The following is a 24,287-nucleotide window of genomic DNA, read 5'->3' on the forward strand; positions in this document are numbered from 1 at the left end:
CTATCTTTCTATCACATACCCAAATTTTTAAAGAACGATCTAATCCAAAGACTAGAAATCAACATTCACCATCGTGCGATGGAATGCTCATTTCTAAGCTTTCAACAAACAGAAGCAGTAGTGGTGGAGCCAAACGGGATCGAACCGTTGACCTCCTGCGTGCAAGGCAGGCGCTCTCCCAGCTGAGCTATGGCCCCGTATTTCTACAGGTTCCCACACAAAATTGGTGGGTCTGGGCAGATTCGAACTGCCGACCTCACCCTTATCAGGGGTGCGCTCTAACCAACTGAGCTACAGACCCAATTTCGAGCTTTAAGGCCGACCTCACCCTGCTCTTTACCACAGAGCATGGGGTGCGCTCCAACCAACTAAGCTACAACCTGTTAGGGCTGCTTCTTATCGTCTTCTTCAATGAATCAAGCAATTCGTGTGGGAGCTTATGGAGCAGCTGATGTCGTCGATTAAGGAGGTGATCCAGCCGCAGGTTCCCCTACGGCTACCTTGTTACGACTTCACCCCAGTCATGAATCACACCGTGGTAACCGTCCTCCCGAAGGTTAGACTAGCTACTTCTGGTGCAACCCACTCCCATGGTGTGACGGGCGGTGTGTACAAGGCCCGGGAACGTATTCACCGCGACATTCTGATTCGCGATTACTAGCGATTCCGACTTCACGCAGTCGAGTTGCAGACTGCGATCCGGACTACGATCGGTTTTCTGGGATTAGCTCCACCTCGCGGCTTGGCAACCCTCTGTACCGACCATTGTAGCACGTGTGTAGCCCAGGCCGTAAGGGCCATGATGACTTGACGTCATCCCCACCTTCCTCCGGTTTGTCACCGGCAGTCTCCTTAGAGTGCCCACCATTACGTGCTGGTAACTAAGGACAAGGGTTGCGCTCGTTACGGGACTTAACCCAACATCTCACGACACGAGCTGACGACAGCCATGCAGCACCTGTCTCAATGTTCCCGAAGGCACCAATCCATCTCTGGAAAGTTCATTGGATGTCAAGGCCTGGTAAGGTTCTTCGCGTTGCTTCGAATTAAACCACATGCTCCACCGCTTGTGCGGGCCCCCGTCAATTCATTTGAGTTTTAACCTTGCGGCCGTACTCCCCAGGCGGTCAACTTAATGCGTTAGCTGCGCCACTAAGAGCTCAAGGCTCCCAACGGCTAGTTGACATCGTTTACGGCGTGGACTACCAGGGTATCTAATCCTGTTTGCTCCCCACGCTTTCGCACCTCAGTGTCAGTATCAGTCCAGGTGGTCGCCTTCGCCACTGGTGTTCCTTCCTATATCTACGCATTTCACCGCTACACAGGAAATTCCACCACCCTCTACCATACTCTAGCTTGTCAGTTTTGAATGCAGTTCCCAGGTTGAGCCCGGGGATTTCACATCCAACTTAACAAACCACCTACGCGCGCTTTACGCCCAGTAATTCCGATTAACGCTTGCACCCTCTGTATTACCGCGGCTGCTGGCACAGAGTTAGCCGGTGCTTATTCTGTCGGTAACGTCAAAACACTTACGTATTAGGTAAATGCCCTTCCTCCCAACTTAAAGTGCTTTACAATCCGAAGACCTTCTTCACACACGCGGCATGGCTGGATCAGGCTTTCGCCCATTGTCCAATATTCCCCACTGCTGCCTCCCGTAGGAGTCTGGACCGTGTCTCAGTTCCAGTGTGACTGATCATCCTCTCAGACCAGTTACGGATCGTCGCCTTGGTGAGCCATTACCTCACCAACTAGCTAATCCGACCTAGGCTCATCTGATAGCGCAAGGCCCGAAGGTCCCCTGCTTTCTCCCGTAGGACGTATGCGGTATTAGCGTCCGTTTCCGAGCGTTATCCCCCACTACCAGGCAGATTCCTAGGCATTACTCACCCGTCCGCCGCTCGCCACCAGGTACAAGTACCCGTGCTGCCGCTCGACTTGCATGTGTTAGGCCTGCCGCCAGCGTTCAATCTGAGCCATGATCAAACTCTTCAGTTCAAACATCTTTGGGTTTTTAAGAAACCCTAAACTTGGCTCAGCAATCGTTGGTTACATCTTTGATTTCTCGCGGAGTAACTTGTGATGCTGATAATCTTGTTGACTATCAGTCTGACTCCACAAGCACCCACACGAATTGCTTGATTCAGTTGTTAAAGAGCGGTTGGTTAAGATCTTTCGTCTCAACCGAGGCGCGCATTCTACAGCAGCCTCTGTTGCTGTCAAGCGGTTATTTTTCGAAGTTTTCAAAGTTTCCTTTGCAACTTCAACCACTTGCGCTTCCGATCTCTCGTTAGCGGGAGGCGAATTCTACAGCGTTACTCGCTGCTGTCAACACCTCTTTTACACCGCTTTCGACCGAGAAGATCGAATCGTCAAAAGAGCCAAACAACCTCGCTCTTTCAACTCCTTCTGGGCTTCGATGACCTGAAACAACTCGCTGTCGAAAACTGCGTAACTCATTGTTTACCAAGGAGTTTCCCGTTTCGACTGCGCCGGAAGTGGGGCGAATTATAGACTTCCAGAATCTGCCGTCAACCCTTAATTACGCTTTTCGTGCAGAAGGTGTCTTTTTGGCTATTAATCGTGGGATTCGGCGGGTTACAGGGGGTAGTCGCAACACTAATAGCAATGCACCTATAGAGGCGTAAACCGCCCACTCCTTAAGATCAGCGCGCACAATCCACAACATATGCAGCAATCCAAGCCCGAGAACCACATAGGCAAGACGATGCAGTTTCTTCCAGCTAGAACCCAAACGCCGCTGACTATAGCGATTTGAGGTCACCGCCAAGGCCAATAAACACAGAAACCCAAGCGTCCCGACAATAATGTACGGCCGTTTGCGCAACTCGACACCCAACTGCGACCAATCAAAGCCGAGGATGAACGCCGTATACCCACTCAAATGCAAAACCACATAAGCGAAGCACCACAGCCCCAGTTGCCGCCGGACAGCAACCCACCCCGCCCAACCGGTAAGCTTCTGCACAGGTGTCATGCTTAACGTAATGAGCAGCAGGACAAGCGTCCCCAGCCCCAACCGGTCAACCAGCACCTTGCCCGGATCAGGCCCCAGCACATCCTCCCAGGCCTGATACAACCAAAGCAGCGGCCAGACCGCTGCAGCTATAAAGACGCCAATTCGCCAAAACGGAAATCGCATCAGTAGTTCTTCCGCAAATCGAGCCCTGTATATAGAGAGGCGACTTCATCCGAGTAGCCATTGAACATCTGCGTGTCCCGCACATTGGGCTTGAACAGCCCGCTCGGCAAACGCCGCTCACGCGCCTGAGTCCAACGCGGATGGTCGACCGCAGGATTTACGTTCGCATAAAAACCATACTCATCCGAGGCAATGCTCTGCCAGGTGGTTTTCGGCTGCTCACTCACCAGACTGATCCGCACGATGGATTTGATGCTCTTGAAGCCGTACTTCCACGGGACCACCAAACGCAGAGGCGCGCCGTTCTGATTCGGCAACTCCCGCCCGTACATACCCACGGCAAGAATCGCCAACGGGTTCATCGCCTCATCCAGGCGCAACCCTTCCACATAAGGCCAGTCAATCAAGGCAAAACCGGAACGTTGCCCGGGCATGCTCTTGGGATCTTCCAGAGTTTCGAAGCGAATGAATTTGGCATTGGACGTCGGCTCAACTTCCTTGAGCAAGGCCGAGATGGGAAATCCGATCCATGGAATGACCATCGACCAAGCCTCTACACAGCGAAGACGGTAAATACGCTCCTCCAACTGATAAGGCTTCATGAAGTCTTCCAGTGCGTACCGTCCCGGCTTGCCCACCTCCCCGTCCACCACCACACTCCAAGGTTCGGTTTTCAGCGCGCCGGCGTTGGCGGCAGGATCACCTTTATCGGTGCCGAACTCATAGAAGTTGTTGTAATGGGTCGCGTCCTTGAATGGCGTGATCGCCTCATCCTTGACGTTGACCGCCCCCCATTTGGTAGCAGGCAGTTTTTCGGCAAACCAGGAAGGCGCCTTGCCAGGCTCGACATCCGCATAACGCGCAGCATCGGCAGCACTGACCCAACGCGGCAAGCCGCTAACAGCCAAACCGGCAACAGCGGCACCCAGTACGTTGCGGCGAGTTAGATAGAGGGATTCTGGCGTGACATCCGACTCAAGACAGTCAGACGCTCTGGGAATTTTGATCAGCATGGCAACTCCGCAGCATTGGAGAACAGATGCACCAATAGACTGCGGAGTATGAGGGAATCTAAGCGTTTTTGTGCCGACGAAGACGTAACAGATATTGAACCGGGCCAGAGGCTGCATAAGCGAGGAAAACCAGCAGCAGGATGCGCGGCGGATCACTGAACACTACGGCAAACACCAACACCACCGCGAGGATAGCCACGAAAGGTACACGCCCCTTCAAATCCAGCTCCTTGAAGCTGTTGTACTTGATGTTGCTGACCATCAGCATGCCGGCGGCAGCGACCATCAGCGCAACCAGGAAGGACATCTTCGAGCCCTGAATGCCGTAATCACTGAACGCCCAGACAATGCCTGCAACCACACCAGCAGCAGCCGGACTGGCCAGACCGATGAAGTAGCGCTTGTCCGCAGTACCAACCTGGGTATTGAAACGCGCCAGACGCAACGCTGCACCGGCTACATAAATGAAGGCAACCATCCAGCCGACCTTACCCATGTCGCCCAAGGCCCAACCGAACGCCAGCAATGCTGGCGCGACACCAAAGGCGACCATGTCGGACAGCGAGTCGTACTCGGCACCGAAGGCGCTCTGGGTATTGGTCATACGGGCAACGCGACCATCGAGGCCATCGAGCACCATCGCGACAAAAATCGCGATCGCTGCAAAAGCAAAATACTTGCTAGCACCAATCGAATCACCGGCACTCAAGGCGCTCTGAGCGCTCATCGAGTTGATGATGGAATAAAACCCTGCGAACAGATTCGCAGTGGTAAACAAATTCGGCAGAAGATAGATACCACGATGCCGGACTTTACGACCTTCAGCGTCATGCCCTTCCTCGATGTGTTCATCGATGGGCAGCAGGCTTTCGGCGTCAGAAGCCTGGTTTGGCTCTTCGGGACGTTCGCTCATGGACATTACCTTGCAACGGGGTGGAAAGTTTGGACAGGTGTCTGGGACGACGGTTCGGCCGCAAACGATGCAGCTTTATACCAGAACCGGCCACCCAAACGAAAAAACGCGGCCTAGGCCGCGTTTTTCGTACAAGTGCGCGACTTAGTTTTTAGCTTTGTCGACGATCTTGTTGGCACCGATCCACGGCATCATGGAGCGCAGTTGCTCGCCGATGATTTCGATACCGTGAGCGGCGTTGTTACGACGCTTGGCGGTCATCGAAGGATAGCCGGTAGCGCCTTCGCTGATGAACATCTTGGCGTATTCGCCGTCCTGAATACGTTTCAGGGCGTTGCGCATGGCCTGACGGGATTCGGCGTTGATCACTTCCGGACCGGTCACGTACTCGCCGTATTCAGCGTTGTTGGAGATCGAGTAGTTCATGTTGGCGATACCGCCTTCGTACATGAGGTCAACGATCAGTTTCAGTTCGTGCAGGCATTCGAAGTAGGCCATTTCCGGCGCGTAGCCAGCTTCAACCAGGGTTTCGAAACCGGCTTTAACCAGCTCAACGGTACCGCCGCACAGAACGGCTTGCTCGCCGAACAGGTCGGTTTCAGTCTCGTCCTTGAAGGTGGTTTCGATGATGCCGGTACGACCGCCACCAACGCCAGCAGCGTAGGACAATGCAACGTTTTTGGCGTTACCGGAAGCATCCTGATAGATAGCGATCAGGTCAGGAATACCGCCGCCTTTGACGAACTCGGAACGCACGGTGTGACCCGGAGCTTTCGGCGCGATCATGATCACGTCGAGGTCAGCGCGCGGAACAACCTGGTTGTAGTGGATCGCGAAGCCGTGGGAGAAGGCCAGGGTGGCGCCTTTCTTGATGTTCGGCTCGATTTCGTTCTTGTACAGAGCGGACTGGAACTCGTCCGGGGTCAGGATCATGACAAGGTCGGCAGCCGCTACAGCGGAAGCAACGTCGGTCACTTTCAGGCCGTGAGCTTCGGCTTTGGCAACAGTCGCCGAACCTTTACGCAGACCAACAGTAACGTCAACGCCGGAGTCTTTCAGGTTGCACGCCTGAGCGTGGCCCTGGGAACCGTAACCGATGATGGCAACTTTCTTGCCCTGGATGATCGACAGGTCGCAGTCTTTTTCGTAATAAACTTTCATGAAATTCCCCTATATATCCAGATATCCAGGCCGTTCAGGCCATTCGCTAATTTGGTTTAGATGCTGAGTACTTTGTCGCCGCGGGCAATACCGGTTACGCCGCTGCGGACGGTTTCCAGAATCGAGGCGGTGCCAATGGACTGAATGAAGCTGTCGAGCTTGTCGCTGGTACCGGTCAATTGAACGGTATACACGCTAGCGCTGACATCGACGATCTGCCCACGATAAATATCGGTAGTGCGTTTGATCTCGGCGCGCTGGGCGCCGGTGGCCTTGACCTTGACCAGCATCAGTTCGCGCTCGATGTGAGCACTCTCCGACAGGTCGACCAGCTTGACCACTTCGATCAACTTGTTCAGGTTCTTGGTGATCTGCTCGATGACTTCATCGTGGCCAACCGTGGTCAGCGTCAGACGCGACAGAGTCGGGTCTTCGGTAGGCGCCACGGTCAGGCTTTCGATGTTGTAGTTGCGCTGCGAGAACAGGCCGACTACACGAGACAGAGCACCCGGTTCGTTTTCCAGAAGCAAGGAAATAATGTGCCGCATGATTATGTACGCTCCGTCTTGCTCAGCCACATATCGCGCATGGAGCCGTCTTTGATCTGCATCGGGTAGACGTGCTCGCTGGTGTCGACCGAAACATCGATGATCACCAGGCGATCTTTCATGGCAAACGCTTCCTCCATCTTCGACTTCAAGTCTTTCGAGTCGGTGATGCGCACGCCGACGTGACCATAGGCCTCCGCCAACTTGACGAAATCAGGCAGCGACTCCATGTAGGAATGCGAGTGACGGCTACCATAGCTCATGTCTTGCCACTGGCGAACCATACCCAGAACACCGTTGTTCAGGATGACGATTTTCACCGGCAAGCCATATTGCAGACAGGTGGACAATTCCTGAATGTTCATCTGGATACTGCCCTCGCCCGTCACGCAGACGACGTCGTCATCCGGGAAGCTCAGCTTGATGCCCATGGCCGCCGGAAAACCGAAGCCCATGGTGCCCAGACCACCGGAGTTGATCCAGCGGTTCGGCTTGTTGAACGTGTAGTACTGCGCCGCAAACATTTGGTGCTGGCCCACGTCGGAGGCCACAAAGGCATCGCCCTTGGTCACTTCGCACAGGGTTTCGATCACGGTCTGCGGCTTGATGACGCTGCCGTCGCCCTTGTCGTAAGGGAACAGACCGCGCTCGCCGCGCCACTCATCAACCTGCTTCCACCAACTGGCCACGGACTCCTTGTTCGGGGTCTCGCCGATTTCCTTGAGGATCGCGACCATTTCGGTCAGGACGCTCTCGACCGGACCGACGATAGGCACGTCTGCCTTGATGGTCTTGGAGATAGAAGCCGGGTCGATGTCGATGTGAATGATCTTGGCATTCGGGCAGAACTTGGCCGGGCCGTTGATCACGCGGTCGTCGAAACGAGCGCCAACTGCAAGGATCACGTCGGCATGGTGCATCGCCAGGTTAGCGGTGTAGCTGCCGTGCATGCCGAGCATGCCGATGAACTGACGGTCGGTGCCAGGGTAGGCACCCAGCCCCATCAGGGTATTGGTCACTGGCAGGTTGAGCATCTTCGCCAGCTCGGTCAGCGGCGCGGAGCCGCCACCAAGAATCACACCGCCACCTGCGTACATCACAGGACGCTTGGCCGCCAGAAGCATTTCTGCTGCCTTGCGGATTTGCCCGGAGTGACCGCGAACGGCCGGGCTGTAGGAACGCAGCTTGGCTTTTTTCGGGAAGATGTATTCGAACTTCTCGGCCGGATTGGTCATGTCTTTCGGGATATCGACAACGACCGGACCAGGACGACCGGATTGCGCCAGGTAGAACGCTTTCTTCATGACTTCCGGGATTTCCGACGCGTGCTTGATCATGAAGCTGTGCTTCACGATCGGCCGGGAGATACCGATCATGTCGGTTTCCTGGAACGCATCGGTGCCCACCATGGTGCTAGGCACCTGGCCGGAAATGACCACCATCGGAATGGAGTCCATGTAGGCCGTGGCAATACCGGTAATGGCGTTGGTTGCGCCCGGGCCGGAGGTCACCAGTACCACACCGGCTTTACCGGTGGCACGGGCATAGCCGTCAGCCATATGGGTCGCAGCCTGTTCGTGACGAACCAGGATGTGGGTCACTTCCGGTTCTTTGAACAGGGCATCGTAAACATGAAGAAGAGCACCACCCGGGTACCCGTAGATATATTTGACGCCTTCGTCACGCAAAAAGCGGACGAGCATCTCACCGCCAGATAAAAGCTCCACGTTGTTCACCTCTAAAACGCCAGAATACCGCCCACATAAAAGAGGACGGGTCTTAATAGGTTTACTTCTCAGCAGAGCATGAGCGACGGTGGTCGCCGACTACGTCAGCACTGACTGAGCAAGTATTGGGATCGTCCCAAGTGTTGCGGGCCTTTCCCACCCAGCGCGAGGTAACGCGTTGCGGGTGTAACAGGTCGGCGCGGATGTGCGCCTCATGATCTGCTGAGCGGGCCTGCTTCTGGCAGTCCCTCTACAGCGGACTTTGGATTCTTCTGTTTCGTCCTCTCCAAGTCAAGTCGTCTATGTGCTTTATTGAACTAAGCACATGAGAAAGCAAGAAAAAACCGCTAAACAGCAACTGTGTTAGCTTCAATTGCGCAACCCAATACAAGGAAATGGCATGCGAACGTTTTTCCTGACCGTCAGCCTGCTGATTGGCATCAGCCCTTTGTGCATGGCCGCTCAGATCTACAAATGGGTCGATGCCCAGGGCGTTACCCACTTTGACGCCCAGCCGCCCCAAGGCCAGGAAGCCACCACCGTGGTCACGCCCTCCTCGCCTGCCAGCAACCAGCCCCCGCCGCCAAGCAGCGGGACCATTGGTGATCAACAGGCTATCGACAATAAAGTTAAAAAGCAGGTCACCGAGCAGCAAGCCCAGCTAAAGGAATTCTGCGAACAGGCGCGGACGAACCTGGCTCAACTGCAGAACAATCCGCGAATACGGGAGGATGTCGAAGGCGAGATGCGCCGCCTGACCGACCAGCAGCGGCAGGAGCGCATTAGCGAAGCACAGAAACAGATTGCGGATAACTGCCAGTAGACACTGGCAGTTCTGATTCAGCGAGAGGCGGTGATCAGTAGATCAAACTCTTTGAGCAGCACCTGCAACTGCCGATCCTTGCCCTGAACATTACGGGCGGCGAAGACCATTTCGGCCATCTCCTGAATTCCCGAAGCGTTTGGCAAGGGCAGATCCTGCTCGAGGATCGCCTTCATCCGCGGAAGGAAGATCCATTGCAGCCACTGCTCGAAATCCAGCGTATCGACCGAGAATGGTTCGACACTGGAAAGCGCTTCGGCGGAGGGCGAGACCTCGTCCCACCAACCCTGAACCCGCAGCTCGCGCTCGATCAATAGCAACTGTTCGGCAATCTTCGGAAAGCGTGCATCCATCACAGCGAAACCTTGGCCTTCTGACGGGCCAATGCTGCGCCAGCAGAATCACCCTGTTTCTCACGCACCTGAGCGATCAACCCCCACAGGCTGGCCTGAAGTGCCGGACGACCGTTGGCGAAGGTCAGGCCACGACGAGCAAACTGCTCGGCTTGTGGCGCATCGCCTTGAGCCATACGCACCTGAGCCAGACGATAAAGCACTTGCGGCTCACGCGGCGCAACACGCTGGGCGCGCTCGAGGCTGGAGGAAGCACCGTTGAGATCACCGCTCGCCTGTTGCTGCTGAGCGGTAGTCAGCAAGGCCAGAACCGGACCGTCCAATTGCTCATCGGCAGACAAGCCACCAGAGTTCGCCGAAGGAATCCCGCTCGGCGTCGACGGCATGCTGTAGCTGCCCTGATTGATCGGTGCCGACTGAACCGGCGAGGTATCGATCGGGCCTGGCGTGATCGGCGCAGTGCTGATCGGTGCCGACGTCACTGCGCCGCCACCTGGCACCATCACGACGACGCCGGTATCACCTTGTGGAATCGCCTGAGCCTGGGCTTGCGCAGGACGTTTGGTCGTCGTCTGACGGAAACCGCCATTCGCCGAAACCCGTTCACTGTTCGAAACGGCGCTACCGGAATCCACAACCGGAATCGACCCGCGTTGTACGGAGGAGCAACCGCTGAGCAAAGCCACGGCGGTAACCGCTGGAATCAACCACTTGTTCACTTGAAACCCTCTTTGCTTAATTCATCCAGCCCTTGACCCAATCCATCACCGTTTCGCCGGAAACAGGGCTTTCGCCACCGCAAGCGGCACCGGGAGGCGGTTCGCTGCCGCGAATATACGGCATCTGCACCGCACCTGGGCAGTTGGCATCAGAGCCTTGTCCGGTACGCGAATCGACCCAGGCCTGAACAATGTTGTCTGGCTGCGGCATGTCCAGCGGCAACGGATCGGCCTTGCGCATGAAACTGGTCCAGACCTGCAACGCACCGGTGGCACCGGTGAACGGAGTCTTGCCGTTGTCATCGCGACCCAGCCAGACCACTGCCAGCAAGTCCTGACTGAAACCGGCAAACCAGCTGTCCCGCGAATCGTTACTGGTGCCGGTCTTGCCGGCCAGGGTCAGGGTTTTCGGCAACACGTTGTAAACAGAACTACCGGTACCTTCACGCATGACCCGCTGCATGGCGCTCTGGACCAGGTAAATGGAGGCCGGATCGAAACGTTGTTGAATCTGGAACGGATAACGCTTGAGCGGTTCGCCTTCAGCGGTCAGTACGCTGCGGATCCCGCGCATCGGCGTATTGAAACCACCGTTGGCCAGGGTCTGGTACATGGTCGCTACTTCGATCGGGGTCAGACCGCCAGCACCCAGCAACATCGACGGGAACGCCGGAAATTCGCGACTCACACCGAGACGTGCCAGGGTCTTCAAGACATTCGGTACGCCCACCGCCAACCCGAGACGCGCGGTCGACAGGTTGTAGGAATGTGCCAGGCCCTGATACAGAAATACGGTGCCATGGGAACGGCGATCGTAGTTCTGCGGCTTCCAGACTTGACCGTCCGCGCCTTTGACCGAGAAGGAATCGTCCGACAGCCAACTGGTCAAGGTGTACTGGCTCGGCTTCTCAAGGGCTGTCAGATAAACCGCCGGTTTGATCAAAGAACCGATCGGTCGTACAGCATCCAGCGCACGGTTGAAGCCGGCAAAACCTGCCTGACGACTGCCAATCATGGCCTGGACTTCACCGGTTTCCGGGTTGGTCACGACCATGGCCGCTTCAACCTCATCGGAACCCTTGCGCCCGGAGAGTCTCTTGAAGGTGTCGTTGACCGACGCCTCGGCTTTCATCTGCAGGATCGGGTCGAAACTGGTGAAGATCCGCAGACCTTCCTCGGTCAAGTCTTCGTCGCGATAGTCTTCGCGCAGCTGACGTTTGACCAGATCGAGGAAACCAGGAAACGAGCTGTCGGCGAGCTTGCCGCGAGTCGTCACACCCAGTGGCATTTTCTTCGCGGCAGCGACTTGCTCGGCGGTGGCAACGCCCTGTTGCTCAAGTACATCGAGCACGAGATTGCGCCGCTCAAGCGCTCGTTCAGGGTTGCGACGCGGGTTGTAATAGGACGGCCCCTTGACCATGCCCACCAGCATCGCGACTTGATGCAGCTTCAGTTCAGACAACGGCTGCCCGAAGAAAAACTGGCTTGCCAAGCCGAAACCGTGCACCGCGCGCTGCCCATCCTGACCGACGAACACTTCATTGAGGTAAGCCTCAAGAATTTCTCGTTTGTCGTAATGCAGCTCCAGCAACATCGCCATCATGGCTTCGGTGAGTTTACGGGTCAGGCTGCGTTCGCTGGTCAGATAGAAATTCTTGACCAATTGTTGCGTCAGCGTACTGCCGCCCTGGGTCATCTTGCCGCCAGAGGTGTTGACATAGACGGCTCGGGCAATCGACTTGGGCGACACGCCCCAGTGGCTGTAGAAATCCCGGTCTTCCACAGCGACCAGAGTTTCCAGCAAATACGGCGGGACCTGATCAATTTTGATCAAAATGCGATCTTCGAGATTTTTCGGGTAAATCCCGCCAATCAGTAGCGGTTCCAACCGCACCACAGAGAGTTTCGAACCGTTGGTCGCCGAAAGTTCGGCCACGTAGTCGCCAGAGAAACGCACCCGTACTGGTTGCGCTTGCTCCATGCCTTCATAGAACTGGAAGCCACGGGTATTCAAGTCGACGGTATTGCCGCTGACCGCCGCCGCGCCGGGTCCATTGCTCACGCTTTCGCGTCGATAGCCCAAGGCATCGAGTTCGGTCAGAAAATCGTCCTTGCTGAGCTTTTGTCCGACGAACAGCTCCAGCGGGCGCGCGTACACCTTGGCCGGGATGGTCCAGCGTTTGCCGGAGAACTTCTCCTGGACGATCGCGTCGAGGTAAACCGCGAACCCGGCCAGCACCACAAGGCCGACCAGACTGAGTTTAAGGGCCCAGCCCAGCCAGGGGCGCAGGCCCTTGGAAGGTGGTTTTTTTGGGGTGCGGGGGGATCGAGTACGAGTCATGGCGGCGGATTATACGCACTTTATTCATACTCAACAGGAGCCCTCCGAGGTTTGCGTCAGACGGACTTGCGGCCATAATGACGGCCGTGAATTTTCTCCAGACTCTGAAGGATCGCCTGTGAGCCAGTCCCTGATCGCTGCCCTGCAAAACCCGGCCCTCTACCCGCATCCCGTAGACGGGTTCCAGGTCATCGAAACCCATATTTCCTGGGTAATCCTCACCGGCCCCTTTGCTTATAAAGTGAAGAAGCCAGTGAATTTCGGCTTCCTGGATTTCACCAACCTCGACGCTCGCAAGCATTTTTGCGGGGAAGAGCTGCGTCTTAACCAGCGCCTGACCAACGATTTGTATCTCGAAGTGTTGCCAATCACCGGCAGCGCCGACGCCCCACAACTGGGCGGCGAGGGCCCGGTCGTCGATTACGCACTGAAGATGCGTCAATTCCCACAGAGCCAGCTGCTCAGCACGCTGCAAGCCAACGGCGAATTGACCCCCTTGCACATCGACGAGATGGCCGCGCAGATCGCCCAATTCCACCTCAGCGCACCGAAAGTGCCTGCCGAACACGAAGCCGGTACGCCGGACAGCGTGATGGCACCGGTACGCCAGAACTTCGAACAGATCCGCCCGTTCCTCAGCGACAAGGCCGATCTGCTGCAACTGGATGCGCTGCAGGCCTGGGCCGAAAGCAGCTTCGAACGCCTCAAGCCACTGTTCGCCCAGCGCAAGACCGACGGCTTCATCCGTGAATGCCACGGTGACATCCACCTGGGCAACGCCACCGTGATCGACGGCAAGGTCGTGATCTTCGACTGCATCGAGTTCAACGAACCGTTCCGCTTCACCGACGTTTATGCCGACACTGGCTTCCTGGCGATGGACCTGGAAGACCGTGGCCTGAAGAGTCTGGCGCGCCGCTTCATCAGCCAATACCTGGAATTGACCGGCGATTACCAGGGCCTTGAGTTGCTGAACTTCTATAAAGCCTACCGCGCACTGGTTCGCGCCAAGGTCAGCCTGTTCAGCATGCCGGCCGAGGCCGACCCGGTGCAGCGAGCCACCACCCTGCGTCAGTACCGCAATTACGCCAACCTGGCGGAAAGCTACAGCACCATTCCTTCGCGTTTCATGGCCATCACCCACGGTGTTTCTGCCGTCGGCAAGAGCCACGTGGCCATGCGCCTGGTGGAAGCGTTGGGCGCCATTCGCCTGCGTTCCGATGTAGAGCGCAAACGTCTGTTCGGCGAGCAAACCGTGCCAAACGACCCTCAGGCCGGCATTTATAGCGCCGACGCCAGTGCCGCCACTTACACCCGGCTGCATGAAGTTGCCGCGGTGATCCTGCGTGCTGGTTTCCCGGTGGTAGTCGATGCGACGTACCTCAAACGCGACCAGCGTGACGGCGCAGCGAAAATCGCCGAAGCCACCGGCGCGCCATTCCTGATCCTCGACTGCAATGCGCCGCAAGCGGTGATCGAGAGCTGGCTGGCCCTGCGTCAGGCAGACAAAAAGGACCCATCCGACGCCAACCTGACCGTGATCGAAGCCCAGCAGGCCTCCCGTGAGGCCCTGACGCCAGCAGAGATTCTCTGCAGCAAACGCGTTCAAACCAATGAAAGCGGAACCCTCGACACAGTCGTTGCACAGATTCGCCAGCGCCTGCCGGGCCTGTAAGAAACTATTTCAGCCGTGAAGCCTTCGCCGGCTTCACGGCTGCCAAATAGTGGCACTATAATGGCGCCATAAAACCAACAGGTGATCTGCCATGAGCCAGCCGAAACTTCTCGACACCCCACTTTATGCGTTGCTGCACAAAGACGACATCACTGGCTTCAACAACGAGCGCCCAAAAGACGGACCTATCGACATGGTCGGTGGCGATTTCCGGGGTCTGGACCTGCGTGAACTGAACGCCGACGGCGTCGACTTTACCGATGCCTATTTCCGTTCCGCCGACTTGCGCGGCATCGACTTTCGCAACGCCTCCCTGGAAGGCGCGAGCCTTGCTCACGCACAGATCTCCGGCGCCTACTTCCCGCCAGAGCTGAGTGCTGACGAGATCCTGATGTCGATGAATTTCGGTACACGCCTGCGTTATCGCACCCGCTAAAAGCGACTTTTAACTGACCCGTTCGGCGCCCCCGCTTTGCGCTGAACGCTGGGCATATTTCGCCTGGAAACCTGATTCCACCGCCCTCTCTTCCTACCGCTCTCGCGGACTTTCACGCCGCTTCGGGGCTTCGCCTCTTAGAAGCTTTTGCGTCGAAACCGACCAAACAATCACGCTTTTCCTACTGATGGCTACACTCCTGAGAAGCTCGCCCACGCACCGTTCGGCCGTCGCAAGGAGGCTTGATGAATGATGAACTGCAGCACCTGAAGAATCTTGGCAAGACGTCGGCGCAGTGGCTGCATGCCGTGGGCATCCACAGCGCCTCGGACTTGCGTCGCCTGGGGGCGGTGGATGCTTATCGGGCCGTGCGTACGCGCGGGTTTCGGGCGTCCAAAGTGTTGTTGTATGCCATCGAAGGTGCCCTGATGGATGTGCACTGGAACGACATTCCCGCCGAGCGCAAGGACGCCTTGAACAAACAGCTGGAAGCTATCTCGTCACGTCACAAGAACTGAACGGACGCAGCAGCCATGTACCTACTTGGGGAACAACCGGCTTACGCCGACGCGCTGATCAACCGACTGCAACATATTCCCGTCCGGCTGCTGGAAGGTTTGATGCCCTGCGGACCGAGCCTGGAATTTTCAGCCGTCGATGATCTGGCCGTCCTGTTACCCGGCGATCAACTGTTTGTGCTGGACAATGGCCTGCTGCATGGATGCATCGACGATCGGGCATTGTTCTATCTGCACGAGGGAGATCTGATCGGCTTGCGCCAGGGCACGGAACTGCCGCGTTGCCGCTTTCGCAGCGATAGCCCCTTGGCACTGACGCCTTATCTGCGCTCCGAGGTTTTTCAGCATATCTACGCCGACCCGGAGCGTTCGGAGTTGTTTCTTCAATACATGGCCGGTCAGTCCGCCCTGCTGTCCGACGCACTCGCCCGCCTGAAACAACCCGAGTTTCGAAGCACCAATGGTTTTCAGCGCGTAGCCAGTGGCGAAGTGTTGATCCATCAGGGCGAAGACGCGGATCACGTATTCGTCATCATTGATGGCCACGCCGAAGCCTTTGTCGACGGGCATAAAGTCGGCAATGTACCCAAGGACGAGATTTTTGGCGCCATGGCGGTGTTCACTGGCGAGAAGCGTAACGCCAGCGTGATCACCAGCGAACCCAGCACTGTCATGCTGATCCCCAAGGATCAGTTTCTCAGCCTGACCCAAAGCAATCCGAAGATCGCCCACAGCCTGATCGAGAGTATGGCCCGACGCATTGATCTGCTGAACAAGCAGATCATTCAGCTGAGCTCGCTCAACCGCACAGGCTGAAACCCAATGGTTACGGGCGTTTTCCGCATACCGACAGCGCATTTCAAATAATTGAGAAATCAGCGGTTGACTTGGTAATGAGAATCGCTATGATTATCACAACTGGTCGCGAGACTGGTCGATATTTGAAAAGCCCTTGGTTCGGACTCTCAGATATCTCCTCATCAGGCTAATCACGGTTATTTGACCCGGCTCTTGCCGGGTCTTTTTTTGCCTGGAGAAAAGTCGTTAGATCACTTGCCAAATTGCTTACGCATTTGCGCGCAGTAATCCTGGGGCGGCGTGGCAGGCGTGTACCAGACGTAATCAGCCATCGCCGGTGTGACCTCGCTACCCTGCTCCGCCAGCATCAGCACCGCAGGCGCTTGAGGTTCTCCCAGATCAAGCACATGAATCGGCACGCCGACATCCTTGCGCGCATGGTAAGCACCGGCAAACAGCAGTGAAGGCGTAGGAGCAGCCAGCAAGCGCTCGGCCATCCGTCGGTCACGTTGCTGCTGGACCGCCAGCATCGCCGGCATCTGCGATTTTGGCAGCAGGCCACAGTGGGAGTCGCTGACTTGCTTCAGCAACTCATCCTTCACTGAAGCTTCGTTGGAAAGCGAACCGCTCAATGTCGGAGGATTGGCGTAAACGGCACGGACTTCAAGCGTGTCCAGATTGGCAGCCAGCAGCGGGTATTGCTGGGTCAGGGCGAAACGAACGATCGGCCCGTACAGATTCCAGTCCCAACCAGACTGCCAGGCTAATGCACCGGGTAAATCCGCTGGTGGTGTCGAGGCGTGACGAACATCATCGACGCGCAGCTGTTGATCCGGCGTGAGCATTTCCAGCAGCAGACTGCCTTGAGCTCGCCGTTCACCCAGCGACTGCAATAACCACAACTGCAGTTCATGGTGATCGCGATTGTCATGTTGCTCGCCCACGATCAGCCGTGACGGCCTCTCCAACCGTTCAACCAGTTCCTCTGCCGTGAGGACCTGACCGCTGCGCAAGTCCCGGATCTCGCCGACAACCGGCGGCGGAGTCGAAACATGCTGACAGGCACTCAGCATCAGCAAGGCCAGCATCAAAATCCCACGCATGTTTCCACCCCATAAAAAAACTCAGCGGGCGATGATCAGCGGATGCCCACGCTCCGGGTGCTGCTGCACCAGCACTTCCAGCCCGAACACGGCCTTGAGTGGCTCCGGGCGCAACACCTGCTCCGGTGTATCGAGCGCCACAGGGCGCCCGCCTTCGAGCAGTAACAGGCGATCACAATAGCGCGCTGCCAGGTTCAGATCATGCAGGATCACCAGCACCGCCGCGCCACGATTGGCGAACTCGCGTACGGCTTGCAACGTGGTGTGCTGATGAAGCGGGTCGAGCATCGACGTTGGCTCATCGAGCAACAACGTTTGCCCCGCTTCGCCCGGCCAGAGCTGCGCCAGAACCCGCGCCAGATGCACCCGCTGACGTTCGCCACCGGACAAGGCCAGATAGCTGCGACCACTCAAATGCCCGGCATCGGCAGCCTGCAACGCGGCGGCAACAATCTCGTCATCGCGGACCCGACCGCTTTGATGCGGCAAGCGGCCCATGCCGACCACTTCTTCGACACGAAAGGCGAAGTCCAGGGTGGACACCTGCGGCAATACCGCCAAACGCTGCGCTCGCGACGTCCCCGCCCAATCGCTCAACTCACGCTCGTCGAGCCAGACGCTGCCATGATGAGCCTTTAACTCGCCGCACAAGGCGCCGAGCAAGGTGCTTTTACCGGCGCCGTTAGGTCCCAGCACACCGAGGACTTCGCCCGGTTTGAGCTCAAGTGTGATGTCCGTCAGGACAATCTTTCGGCCCCTACGGATTTGCAGATTTTGCGTTCGCAACATCAGGCACGCCCTCTGAGCAATAAATACAGAAAGAACGGCGCACCGATGAAAGCCGTGACGATCCCGATCGGCAATTCGGCCGGCGCCAGGGCCAGTCGCGCCACCAGATCGGCAAACAACAAAAGGCTGGCCCCCGCCAATACTGACGCTGGCAACAGCACACGATGATCGGGGCCTGCCAGCAATCGCACCAGATGCGGCACCACCAAACCCACAAACCCGATCATCCCCGCCGCGGCCACCGCGGCACCGACACCCAACGCCGTGCAAAACACCAATTCGCGCTTGAGCCCTTCGACGTCGATGCCCAGGTGTCCAGCCTCCGACTCACCCAGCAACAACGCATTCAAGGCCTTGGCCCGGCGCGGCAGCCACAGTGCCACGCCCGCACTGATCAGCAGTAACGGCCAGAGCCGCGAATAGCTGGCGCCATTGAGGCTGCCCAGGTTCCAGAACGTCAGGGTGCGCAGCGTCGCGTCATCCGCCAGATAGGTGAACAGCCCCACGGCGGAGCCGGCCAGCGCAGTCAACGCTATACCGGCCAGCAGCATGGTCGCGACATGGGTCTGCCCGTTGCGCCGGCCCAGTCGATACACCAATGCCGTCACGCCGAGCCCGCCGAGAAACGCGCACAGCGATAACAGATACGGCCCGAAGGATTCAGGCAGACCGCCGAACAGAGAACCACCGACGATCGCAATTGCCGCGCCCAATGCCGCACCGCTGGAGACGCCGACCAGCCCCGGATCGGCCAGAGGATTACGAAACAACCCCTGCATCGCCACACCGGACAATGCCAACACCCCTCCCACGGCCAAACCCAACAAGGTTCTCGGCAAGCGAATCTGCCCGAGGATCAGCTCGGCCTGCTCAAGCCCATCGGGCGCGATCGGCACTCCCACCAGCCGCAACGCTGCACGCAAGGTATCGAACAACGGCAAGCTCACGGGCCCAAGCGCCAGCGACAGCCAGATGGCCAGCAAACACAGCAGAATCAGACCAATGAATAAAGCACGGGGTTTAACCAGGATGGTCATTGGCCAGTCGAACCGGGGTAGAAAGCGTCAGACAGTTTTTTCAACGCATCGGGTAGCCGCGGCCCCAAGCCCCCCACCAACAAGGTCGGATCAAGCTCAATGACTCGCCCGTCCTTGGCCGCGCGGGTCGAGGACAGGATCGGGTTCTCCTTGAACAAGGCCGCACGAGCCGCATCGCCGCTCAGCGCACGATCGGCAAACACCAGCACCTCAGGATCCAGACTGACCAGGGATTCGACAGAAAAGGGTTTGTAGCCGGTATGCGTGGCCAGATTGTGCCCACCGGCCTGTTGCAGCAACCAATCGGCGGCAGTGTCCTTGCCGGCGATGAGCGGTTTGCCGCCCGCATGGCCAAGCAACAACAGCACGCCCGGCGATTTTTCTTTCAACTGCGCCCGAGTGACCCGGATTTTTTGCTGATCGAGTTGCTGTTGATATGCCTGAAACAATTGTGAGGCCTTATCTTCAGCGCCGAGTAGCTTGCCCAAATGCTGCAAATTACCCTGCAACGTCGGCAGATCCGGCTGGGCCGAGAACAGTTCGACCTGCACGCCCGCACTGCGAACCTGCGAAAGTACCGGTGGCGGTCCCATTTCCTCGGTGCCGACCAATATCTGTGGGCGTAAGCTCAAGATGCCCTCCGCCGACAATTGCCGCTGATACCCGATACTCGGCAATGCCTTGAGCGAGTCCGGGTGCTGACTGGTGGTGTCGACACCCACCAGTTTCGATTCACCGCCCAGCGCGCTGATCCACTCCGACAAAGCACCACCGGCACTGACCCAACGTTGTGGCATCTCGGCCGCTGCGGCGTGGTGGCTGACGAGGAGTCCGACACAGAGCGCAGCAACGCGGGTACTCAGGCGCATAAACAGCTTCCTTTAAGGGTTTTCCCGGGCATTGAAATGACAGGCCACGTATCCTTGGCGCCTGGCATCTGAACCGAAGGGCAAGGCGGCCATTTGATAATTGTTTGCATTTGAACGTCAAGCTCGGACATATCCAGTCACGAGCCGCAGGACTTGAGGATAGACATGAAGTTTCTTTGTGCAGGCGTTGAGCTGGCCGATGCCAGCAGTCGCGGTTTCGACATCGACGGCCAGAAGCTCTTTGCCGTGCGCCGTGGCGGCCAGGTTTACGTCTACATCAATCGCTGCCCGCACCGTGGCGTGGGACTGGAATGGAAGCCCGACCAGTTTCTCGACCCCAGCAACAGCCTGATCCAGTGCGCGACCCACGGCGCACTGTTTCTGATCGAAGACGGCGAATGCGTCGCCGGCCCTTGTGCCGGGCAGTCCCTGACCACAGTCGTTTGCCGCGAAGACGAGCAAGGGATCTGGGTCAGTCTTTAGCCGTTGAGCAACACCTCAAGATGCCGATTGACCAGCATTTCTTCGTGGGTCAAGTGCACGCCATACGCCAGCACCTCGACCCCGCACGACACCGCCTCACGCAAAGCTGCGGCGTAGGCCGAATCGATTTCTTCTGCAGGACGCACGGCGTCGATGCCGGTGAGATTGACGCAATACAACTGCACAGCACGAATTCCGTCGCGGGCCAAATGCGCTAATTCGCGCAAATGCTTGGCCCCGCGCTGGGTCACTGCATCGGGAAATGCCGCTACTGATGAGCCATCGAAGCCCAGAGTGACACTTTTGACTTCTACATATGCCGGCCCGCTCGGGTAATCGAGGCGGAAATCGATGCGACTGCTCTCCTGACCGTAGGCCACTTCGCGCTTCAGTTCTGTAAAGCCGTTCAATTCGGTGATGACGCCGGCTCGCAATGCTTCTTCGATCAAGCCGTTGGCCCGCCCGGTGTTCACACAAAACAAGCGCCCCTGCGGCGTTTCGCCGATTTCCCAGGTACCCGGCAACTTGCGCTTGGGGTCGTTGGAACGGCTGAACCAGACCTGCCCGCCTTCGACCTGGCAATTGAGCATCGAGCCAGTGTTCGGGCAGTGAATGGTCAGCAACTCGCCGCTAACGGTTTCGATATCGGCGAGAAAACGCTTGTAACGACGAATCAAACGGCCTTCTTCGAGGGGAGGATGAAAACGCATCAGCCTTGCCAGCTCTTCAAGCCGCGCTCAATCCGCTCGACCGCTTCCTGTAAGCGCGGAAGACTTTGGGTGTAGGCAAACCGCACATGGTGGCCTGCCTGATAACGACCGAAGTCCAGACCAGGAGTAATCGCCACGTGTTCAGTTTCGAGGAAATGTCTGCAGAACGCGAAGGCATCGCCGCCGAACTTGCTGATATCGGCATACAAGTAGAACGCGCCTTCAGGTTCAACCGCGATACCAAAGCCCAGCTCTCGCAGGGCTGGCAGCAGGAAATCCCGACGACGGCCGAATTCGGCGCGACGTTCTTCCAGAATGCTGATCGTCGCCGGTTCAAAGCAGGCCAGAGCGGCGTGCTGAGCCATGCTAGGGGCGCTGATATAGAGGTTCTGGGCGAGTTTTTCCAGCTCACCGACCGCCGCTTCCGGCGCCACCAGCCAACCCAGGCGCCAACCGGTCATCCCGAAATATTTGGAAAAACTATTCAGCACAAAGGCACTGTCATCGACTTCCAGCACGCTGGCCGCATCAGTGCCGTAGGTCAGACCGTGATAGATCTCGTCCACCACCAGATGACCGTGGCGCTCCTTGATTGCGGCCGACAGGCCCGCCAGTTCATCGCGGGTCAGGATCGTCCCGGTCGGGTTCGCTGGCGACGCCACCAGGGCGCCGACGCTGTCGTGGTCCCAATGGCGTGCAATCAGGTCCGGCGTCAGTTGATAGCGCACGTCCGGACCGACAGGAACAAGCTGCGCCGCGCCTTCCACCAACCGCAGGAAATGCCGGTTGCAGGGATAGCCTGGGTCCGCCAGCAGCCAGTGCTTGCCCGGATCCACCAACAAGGCGCTGGCCAGCAGCAGCGCACCAGAACCGCCAGGCGTGATGAGGATTCGCTGCGGGTCAATGTTCAAACCGTAACGTTGCTGATAAAAGCCGGAAATGGCCTCACGCAACTCGGGAATGCCACGCGCGGCGGTGTAACGGGTCTTCCCCGCCGTCAATGCGGCCTGGCCGGCCTGAATGATCGGCTCGGCGGTGGTGAAGTCGGGCTCGCCGATTTCCAGGTGGATCACGTCGTGGCCAGCGGCTTGCAGTTCATTGGCCCGCGCCAGCAACGCCATGACATGGAAAGGTTCGATCGCGCGACTGCGGGCACTGTAGGGCTGAGCCATTAGCCTTCCTTCAACGGGGAAAAAAACTGATTCTACCCAAGCGCAGGAACGAGCGAGAACCTAAAGCGGTCAGACCCTAATAACTCCGAACTCAAACGACTCAAGCGAGTGTCCCAGGTTTGACTAAAATCAATAATTGATCAGGTCTCCAGCGCCGCCAGACTAGGCTTTGCAATCATTTGCAAGCACCGCGGGCCACTACCTCGACATCCGGGAGTAGCGCGGTCCGATTTGATCTGGTAAGTTCGCCCGCTTGCAGCCGCAGGGCCGGCAGGTGTCGGTGATGGAGCAATCCTGCGCAATGGATTACAAGAGTAGAGGCGGTCCATTTCATGCCCACCCAAGCAAAGCAGCAAAACCAGTCGATCAGCGGTTTCGAACCCTACAAAGAAGTAAAGGGCGAGGAATACATGGGCAAGCCCATGCGCGCTCACTTCACCAAGATCCTGAATAAGTGGAAACAGGACTTGATGCAGGAAGTCGACCGTACGGTTGATCACATGAAAGACGAAGCGGCCAACTTCCCTGACCCGGCAGACCGTGCCAGCCAGGAAGAAGAATTCAGCCTTGAATTGCGCGCCCGCGACCGTGAGCGCAAGTTGATCAAGAAGATCGACAAGACGCTGCAACTGATCGAAGACGAAGAATATGGCTGGTGCGAGTCCTGCGGCGTCGAAATTGGCGTTAAGCGACTGGAAGCCCGCCCTACCGCCGACATGTGCGTTGATTGCAAGACCCTGGCGGAAATCAAGGAAAAGCAAGTCGGCAAGTAATCTCGACTTGAACGAAAAACGGAGCGTGCGAACGCTCCGTTTTTGTTTCTGATATTTGCTGATACCTGCTGTGAATTTAAGATCGCCATCGCGAGCAAGCTCGCTCCCACACTGGATTTGTGAACGCCGCAGATCAAATGTGGGAGTGAGCTTGCTCGCGATAGCGGTATCAAGCCGTGCGCTTATCAGGCGCCTACAAAGTAATATCCAGCCATGACCGCCATCGCCTCCCCCACCTACATCGGGCGCTTCGCCCCCACGCCCAGTGGACATCTGCATTTCGGTTCGCTGGTCGCAGCGCTGGCCTCGTACCTCGACGCGCGCTCGGTGGGTGGCCGTTGGCTGATGCGCATGGAGGATCTCGATCCGCCACGGGAAGAGCCCGGTGCTCAAGCGGCCATTCTCAAGGCGCTGGAAAGCTACGGTTTCGAGTGGGATGGCGAAATGGTCCGACAGAGTGACCGGCACGATGCCTACGCCGAAGTCCTTAATCGCCTGTTCAATCACGGCCTGGCCTACGCTTGCACCTGTTCACGCAAAACACTTGCGCCCTATCACGGGATTTATCCGGGGCTGTGCCGCAACGCCGGTCATGACACTAAAGATGCTGCGATTCGCCTGCGCGTCCCCGAGCTGGAATACCACTTCATCGACCGGGTGCAAGGCGAATACCGCCAACACCTGGGCCGGGAGGTCGGCGATTTCGTGATCCGTCGCCGCGATGGGCTCTACGCCTATCAACTGGCGGTAGTGCTGGACGACGCCTGGCAAGGCATCACCGATATCGTCCGTGGCGCCGACCTGCTCGACTCCACCCCCCGCCAGCTCTACTTACAGGAACTGCTTGGCCTGCCGCAACCGCGTTATCTACACATCCCGCTGATTACCCAGCCCGATGGCAACAAACTCGGCAAGTCCTACCGCTCGCCGCCGTTGACCGAAGATCAGGCAACCCCTTTGTTGCTGCGTGCGTTGCGCGCATTGGGGCAAAACCCCGGTGCCGAACTGGCTTACGCCACCCCACGGGAAGTGTTGAACTGGGGCATTGCCCACTGGGATGCATTGTTGATCCCGCGCACACTCAACCTGCCCGAAGCACAACTACAGTGATCACACTTGCAGTGGCGCGCCCATCCGTTACCATCGCCGCACGTTTTCGG

Annotated in this window: 23 protein-coding genes, 2 tRNA genes and 1 rRNA gene; 8 read left to right on the top strand and 18 right to left on the bottom strand. The window is 57.6% G+C overall.

Annotated features, from left to right (window positions below):
* Positions 1-121: 121 nt before the first annotated feature.
* From ACA056_RS24340 to ACA056_RS24380, 9 genes are all read right to left on the bottom strand, one after another.
* A tRNA-Ala gene (locus ACA056_RS24340) sits at positions 122-197 on the bottom strand.
* Positions 198-224: 27 nt separating this feature from the next.
* Positions 225-301: transfer RNA gene (locus ACA056_RS24345), tRNA-Ile, on the bottom strand.
* 161 nt (positions 302-462) lie between these two features.
* Positions 463-2,001, bottom strand: a 16S ribosomal RNA gene (locus tag ACA056_RS24350).
* 544 nt (positions 2,002-2,545) lie between these two features.
* Positions 2,546-3,166, bottom strand: coding sequence for a protein-methionine-sulfoxide reductase heme-binding subunit MsrQ (gene msrQ / locus ACA056_RS24355; protein ID WP_140681143.1), 621 nt, complete (start codon positions 3,164-3,166; stop codon positions 2,546-2,548).
* On the bottom strand, positions 3,166-4,179 hold the full coding sequence (gene msrP, locus ACA056_RS24360; RefSeq protein WP_497268345.1) for a protein-methionine-sulfoxide reductase catalytic subunit MsrP: 1,014 nt from the start codon (positions 4,177-4,179) through the stop codon (positions 3,166-3,168). Before msrP ends, msrQ begins: the two co-directional genes overlap by 1 nt.
* A gap of 58 nt (positions 4,180-4,237) precedes the next feature.
* The gene (gene pssA / locus ACA056_RS24365) at positions 4,238-5,092 is read right to left on the bottom strand and encodes a CDP-diacylglycerol--serine O-phosphatidyltransferase (protein ID WP_008156794.1); all 855 of its coding nucleotides are present in this window, start codon (positions 5,090-5,092) and stop codon (positions 4,238-4,240) included.
* Between the two features lie 144 nt (positions 5,093-5,236).
* Positions 5,237-6,253 carry a ketol-acid reductoisomerase gene (gene ilvC, locus ACA056_RS24370; protein WP_007948647.1) on the bottom strand — a complete coding sequence of 339 codons (1,017 nt, stop codon included), beginning with the start codon at positions 6,251-6,253 and terminating at the stop codon, positions 5,237-5,239.
* Between the two features lie 56 nt (positions 6,254-6,309).
* Complete coding sequence (ilvN, locus tag ACA056_RS24375) at positions 6,310-6,801, bottom strand: acetolactate synthase small subunit (RefSeq protein ID WP_003176102.1); 492 nt, start codon at positions 6,799-6,801, stop codon at positions 6,310-6,312.
* 2 nt (positions 6,802-6,803) lie between these two features.
* Positions 6,804-8,528 carry an acetolactate synthase 3 large subunit gene (locus ACA056_RS24380; protein ID WP_497268348.1) on the bottom strand — a complete coding sequence of 575 codons (1,725 nt, stop codon included), beginning with the start codon at positions 8,526-8,528 and terminating at the stop codon, positions 6,804-6,806.
* Between the two features lie 400 nt (positions 8,529-8,928).
* Here ACA056_RS24380 and ACA056_RS24385 point away from each other — a divergent pair, with 400 nt between their 5' ends.
* Positions 8,929-9,351 (top strand): DUF4124 domain-containing protein, encoded by a 423-nt coding sequence (locus ACA056_RS24385; RefSeq protein WP_497268350.1) that lies wholly within the window; start codon positions 8,929-8,931, stop codon positions 9,349-9,351.
* 17 nt (positions 9,352-9,368) lie between these two features.
* Here the strand turns inward: ACA056_RS24385 and ACA056_RS24390 are convergent, their stop codons facing one another.
* Genes ACA056_RS24390 through mrcB form a run of 3 tightly spaced genes read right to left on the bottom strand, consistent with a single transcriptional unit; the run spans position 9,369 to position 12,764 of the window.
* On the bottom strand, positions 9,369-9,704 hold the full coding sequence (locus ACA056_RS24390; protein ID WP_309675136.1) for a YqcC family protein: 336 nt from the start codon (positions 9,702-9,704) through the stop codon (positions 9,369-9,371).
* Positions 9,704-10,423 (bottom strand): tetratricopeptide repeat protein, encoded by a 720-nt coding sequence (locus tag ACA056_RS24395; RefSeq protein WP_497268352.1) that lies wholly within the window; start codon positions 10,421-10,423, stop codon positions 9,704-9,706. Before ACA056_RS24395 ends, ACA056_RS24390 begins: the two co-directional genes overlap by 1 nt.
* A 16-nt stretch (positions 10,424-10,439) precedes the next feature.
* Positions 10,440-12,764, bottom strand: coding sequence for a penicillin-binding protein 1B (mrcB, locus tag ACA056_RS24400; protein WP_497268354.1), 2,325 nt, complete (start codon positions 12,762-12,764; stop codon positions 10,440-10,442).
* Positions 12,765-12,882: 118 nt separating this feature from the next.
* On the opposite strand from mrcB, the gene ACA056_RS24405 reads away from it, so the two are divergent.
* From ACA056_RS24405 to ACA056_RS24420, 4 genes are all read left to right on the top strand, one after another.
* Positions 12,883-14,439, top strand: a complete 1,557-nt coding sequence (locus ACA056_RS24405) for a bifunctional aminoglycoside phosphotransferase/ATP-binding protein (protein ID WP_497268356.1) — start codon at positions 12,883-12,885, stop codon at positions 14,437-14,439.
* Between the two features lie 91 nt (positions 14,440-14,530).
* Positions 14,531-14,875, top strand: coding sequence for a pentapeptide repeat-containing protein (locus tag ACA056_RS24410; RefSeq protein WP_008015079.1), 345 nt, complete (start codon positions 14,531-14,533; stop codon positions 14,873-14,875).
* A 245-nt stretch (positions 14,876-15,120) separates the two neighbouring features.
* A complete protein-coding gene (locus ACA056_RS24415; protein ID WP_003228231.1) occupies positions 15,121-15,393 on the top strand; it encodes a TfoX/Sxy family protein in 273 nt (90 codons plus the stop codon).
* 15 nt (positions 15,394-15,408) lie between these two features.
* Positions 15,409-16,209, top strand: coding sequence for a Crp/Fnr family transcriptional regulator (locus ACA056_RS24420; protein WP_497268359.1), 801 nt, complete (start codon positions 15,409-15,411; stop codon positions 16,207-16,209).
* A gap of 233 nt (positions 16,210-16,442) precedes the next feature.
* Here the strand turns inward: ACA056_RS24420 and ACA056_RS24425 are convergent, their stop codons facing one another.
* The 4 genes from ACA056_RS24425 to ACA056_RS24440 are packed head-to-tail and all read right to left on the bottom strand — an operon-like array spanning position 16,443 to position 19,989.
* The gene (locus tag ACA056_RS24425) at positions 16,443-17,294 is read right to left on the bottom strand and encodes a ChaN family lipoprotein (RefSeq protein WP_497268361.1); all 852 of its coding nucleotides are present in this window, start codon (positions 17,292-17,294) and stop codon (positions 16,443-16,445) included.
* A 21-nt stretch (positions 17,295-17,315) separates the two neighbouring features.
* On the bottom strand, positions 17,316-18,083 hold the full coding sequence (locus ACA056_RS24430) for a heme ABC transporter ATP-binding protein (RefSeq protein WP_497268363.1): 768 nt from the start codon (positions 18,081-18,083) through the stop codon (positions 17,316-17,318).
* Positions 18,083-19,066 (bottom strand): FecCD family ABC transporter permease, encoded by a 984-nt coding sequence (locus tag ACA056_RS24435; RefSeq protein ID WP_497273594.1) that lies wholly within the window; start codon positions 19,064-19,066, stop codon positions 18,083-18,085. Before ACA056_RS24435 ends, ACA056_RS24430 begins: the two co-directional genes overlap by 1 nt.
* A gap of 50 nt (positions 19,067-19,116) precedes the next feature.
* Positions 19,117-19,989: a heme/hemin ABC transporter substrate-binding protein gene (locus ACA056_RS24440; RefSeq protein WP_497268365.1), complete on the bottom strand. Its 873-nt coding sequence runs from the start codon at positions 19,987-19,989 to the stop codon at positions 19,117-19,119.
* 165 nt (positions 19,990-20,154) lie between these two features.
* Between ACA056_RS24440 and ACA056_RS24445 the strand changes: the two genes are divergently transcribed.
* Positions 20,155-20,472, top strand: coding sequence for a Rieske (2Fe-2S) protein (locus ACA056_RS24445; RefSeq protein WP_461962523.1), 318 nt, complete (start codon positions 20,155-20,157; stop codon positions 20,470-20,472).
* Here the strand turns inward: ACA056_RS24445 and sfsA are convergent.
* Positions 20,469-21,182 carry a DNA/RNA nuclease SfsA gene (sfsA, locus tag ACA056_RS24450; RefSeq protein ID WP_497268367.1) on the bottom strand — a complete coding sequence of 238 codons (714 nt, stop codon included), beginning with the start codon at positions 21,180-21,182 and terminating at the stop codon, positions 20,469-20,471. The genes ACA056_RS24445 and sfsA overlap by 4 nt on opposite strands.
* Entirely contained in the window at positions 21,182-22,354 is a 1,173-nt protein-coding gene (locus ACA056_RS24455; protein WP_497268369.1) for a pyridoxal phosphate-dependent aminotransferase, read from the bottom strand. Before ACA056_RS24455 ends, sfsA begins: the two co-directional genes overlap by 1 nt.
* Positions 22,355-22,686: 332 nt before the next feature.
* Here ACA056_RS24455 and dksA point away from each other — a divergent pair, with 332 nt between their 5' ends.
* On the top strand, positions 22,687-23,127 hold the full coding sequence (gene dksA / locus ACA056_RS24460; RefSeq protein WP_007902025.1) for an RNA polymerase-binding protein DksA: 441 nt from the start codon (positions 22,687-22,689) through the stop codon (positions 23,125-23,127).
* Between the two features lie 213 nt (positions 23,128-23,340).
* Positions 23,341-24,237 (top strand): tRNA glutamyl-Q(34) synthetase GluQRS, encoded by an 897-nt coding sequence (gluQRS, locus tag ACA056_RS24465; RefSeq protein WP_497268371.1) that lies wholly within the window; start codon positions 23,341-23,343, stop codon positions 24,235-24,237.
* Positions 24,238-24,287: the final 50 nt, after the last annotated feature.

Source organism: Pseudomonas sp. LBUM1666 (assembly GCF_059695775.1).

Coding starts and splice junctions, on each gene's coding strand:
- msrQ (WP_140681143.1), bottom strand. CDS start 3,166: ATGCGATTTCCGTTTTGGCGAATTGGCGTCTTTATAGCTGCAGCGGTC.
- msrP (WP_497268345.1), bottom strand. CDS start 4,179: ATGCTGATCAAAATTCCCAGAGCGTCTGACTGTCTTGAGTCGGATGTC.
- pssA (WP_008156794.1), bottom strand. CDS start 5,092: ATGAGCGAACGTCCCGAAGAGCCAAACCAGGCTTCTGACGCCGAAAGC.
- ilvC (WP_007948647.1), bottom strand. CDS start 6,253: ATGAAAGTTTATTACGAAAAAGACTGCGACCTGTCGATCATCCAGGGC.
- ilvN (WP_003176102.1), bottom strand. CDS start 6,801: ATGCGGCACATTATTTCCTTGCTTCTGGAAAACGAACCGGGTGCTCTG.
- ACA056_RS24385 (WP_497268350.1), top strand. CDS start 8,929: ATGCGAACGTTTTTCCTGACCGTCAGCCTGCTGATTGGCATCAGCCCT.
- ACA056_RS24390 (WP_309675136.1), bottom strand. CDS start 9,704: ATGGATGCACGCTTTCCGAAGATTGCCGAACAGTTGCTATTGATCGAG.
- mrcB (WP_497268354.1), bottom strand. CDS start 12,764: ATGACTCGTACTCGATCCCCCCGCACCCCAAAAAAACCACCTTCCAAG.
- ACA056_RS24410 (WP_008015079.1), top strand. CDS start 14,531: ATGAGCCAGCCGAAACTTCTCGACACCCCACTTTATGCGTTGCTGCAC.
- ACA056_RS24415 (WP_003228231.1), top strand. CDS start 15,121: ATGAATGATGAACTGCAGCACCTGAAGAATCTTGGCAAGACGTCGGCG.
- ACA056_RS24420 (WP_497268359.1), top strand. CDS start 15,409: ATGTACCTACTTGGGGAACAACCGGCTTACGCCGACGCGCTGATCAAC.
- ACA056_RS24425 (WP_497268361.1), bottom strand. CDS start 17,294: ATGCGTGGGATTTTGATGCTGGCCTTGCTGATGCTGAGTGCCTGTCAG.
- ACA056_RS24430 (WP_497268363.1), bottom strand. CDS start 18,083: ATGTTGCGAACGCAAAATCTGCAAATCCGTAGGGGCCGAAAGATTGTC.
- ACA056_RS24440 (WP_497268365.1), bottom strand. CDS start 19,989: ATGCGCCTGAGTACCCGCGTTGCTGCGCTCTGTGTCGGACTCCTCGTC.
- ACA056_RS24445 (WP_461962523.1), top strand. CDS start 20,155: ATGAAGTTTCTTTGTGCAGGCGTTGAGCTGGCCGATGCCAGCAGTCGC.
- sfsA (WP_497268367.1), bottom strand. CDS start 21,182: ATGCGTTTTCATCCTCCCCTCGAAGAAGGCCGTTTGATTCGTCGTTAC.
- ACA056_RS24455 (WP_497268369.1), bottom strand. CDS start 22,354: ATGGCTCAGCCCTACAGTGCCCGCAGTCGCGCGATCGAACCTTTCCAT.
- dksA (WP_007902025.1), top strand. CDS start 22,687: ATGCCCACCCAAGCAAAGCAGCAAAACCAGTCGATCAGCGGTTTCGAA.
- gluQRS (WP_497268371.1), top strand. CDS start 23,341: ATGACCGCCATCGCCTCCCCCACCTACATCGGGCGCTTCGCCCCCACG.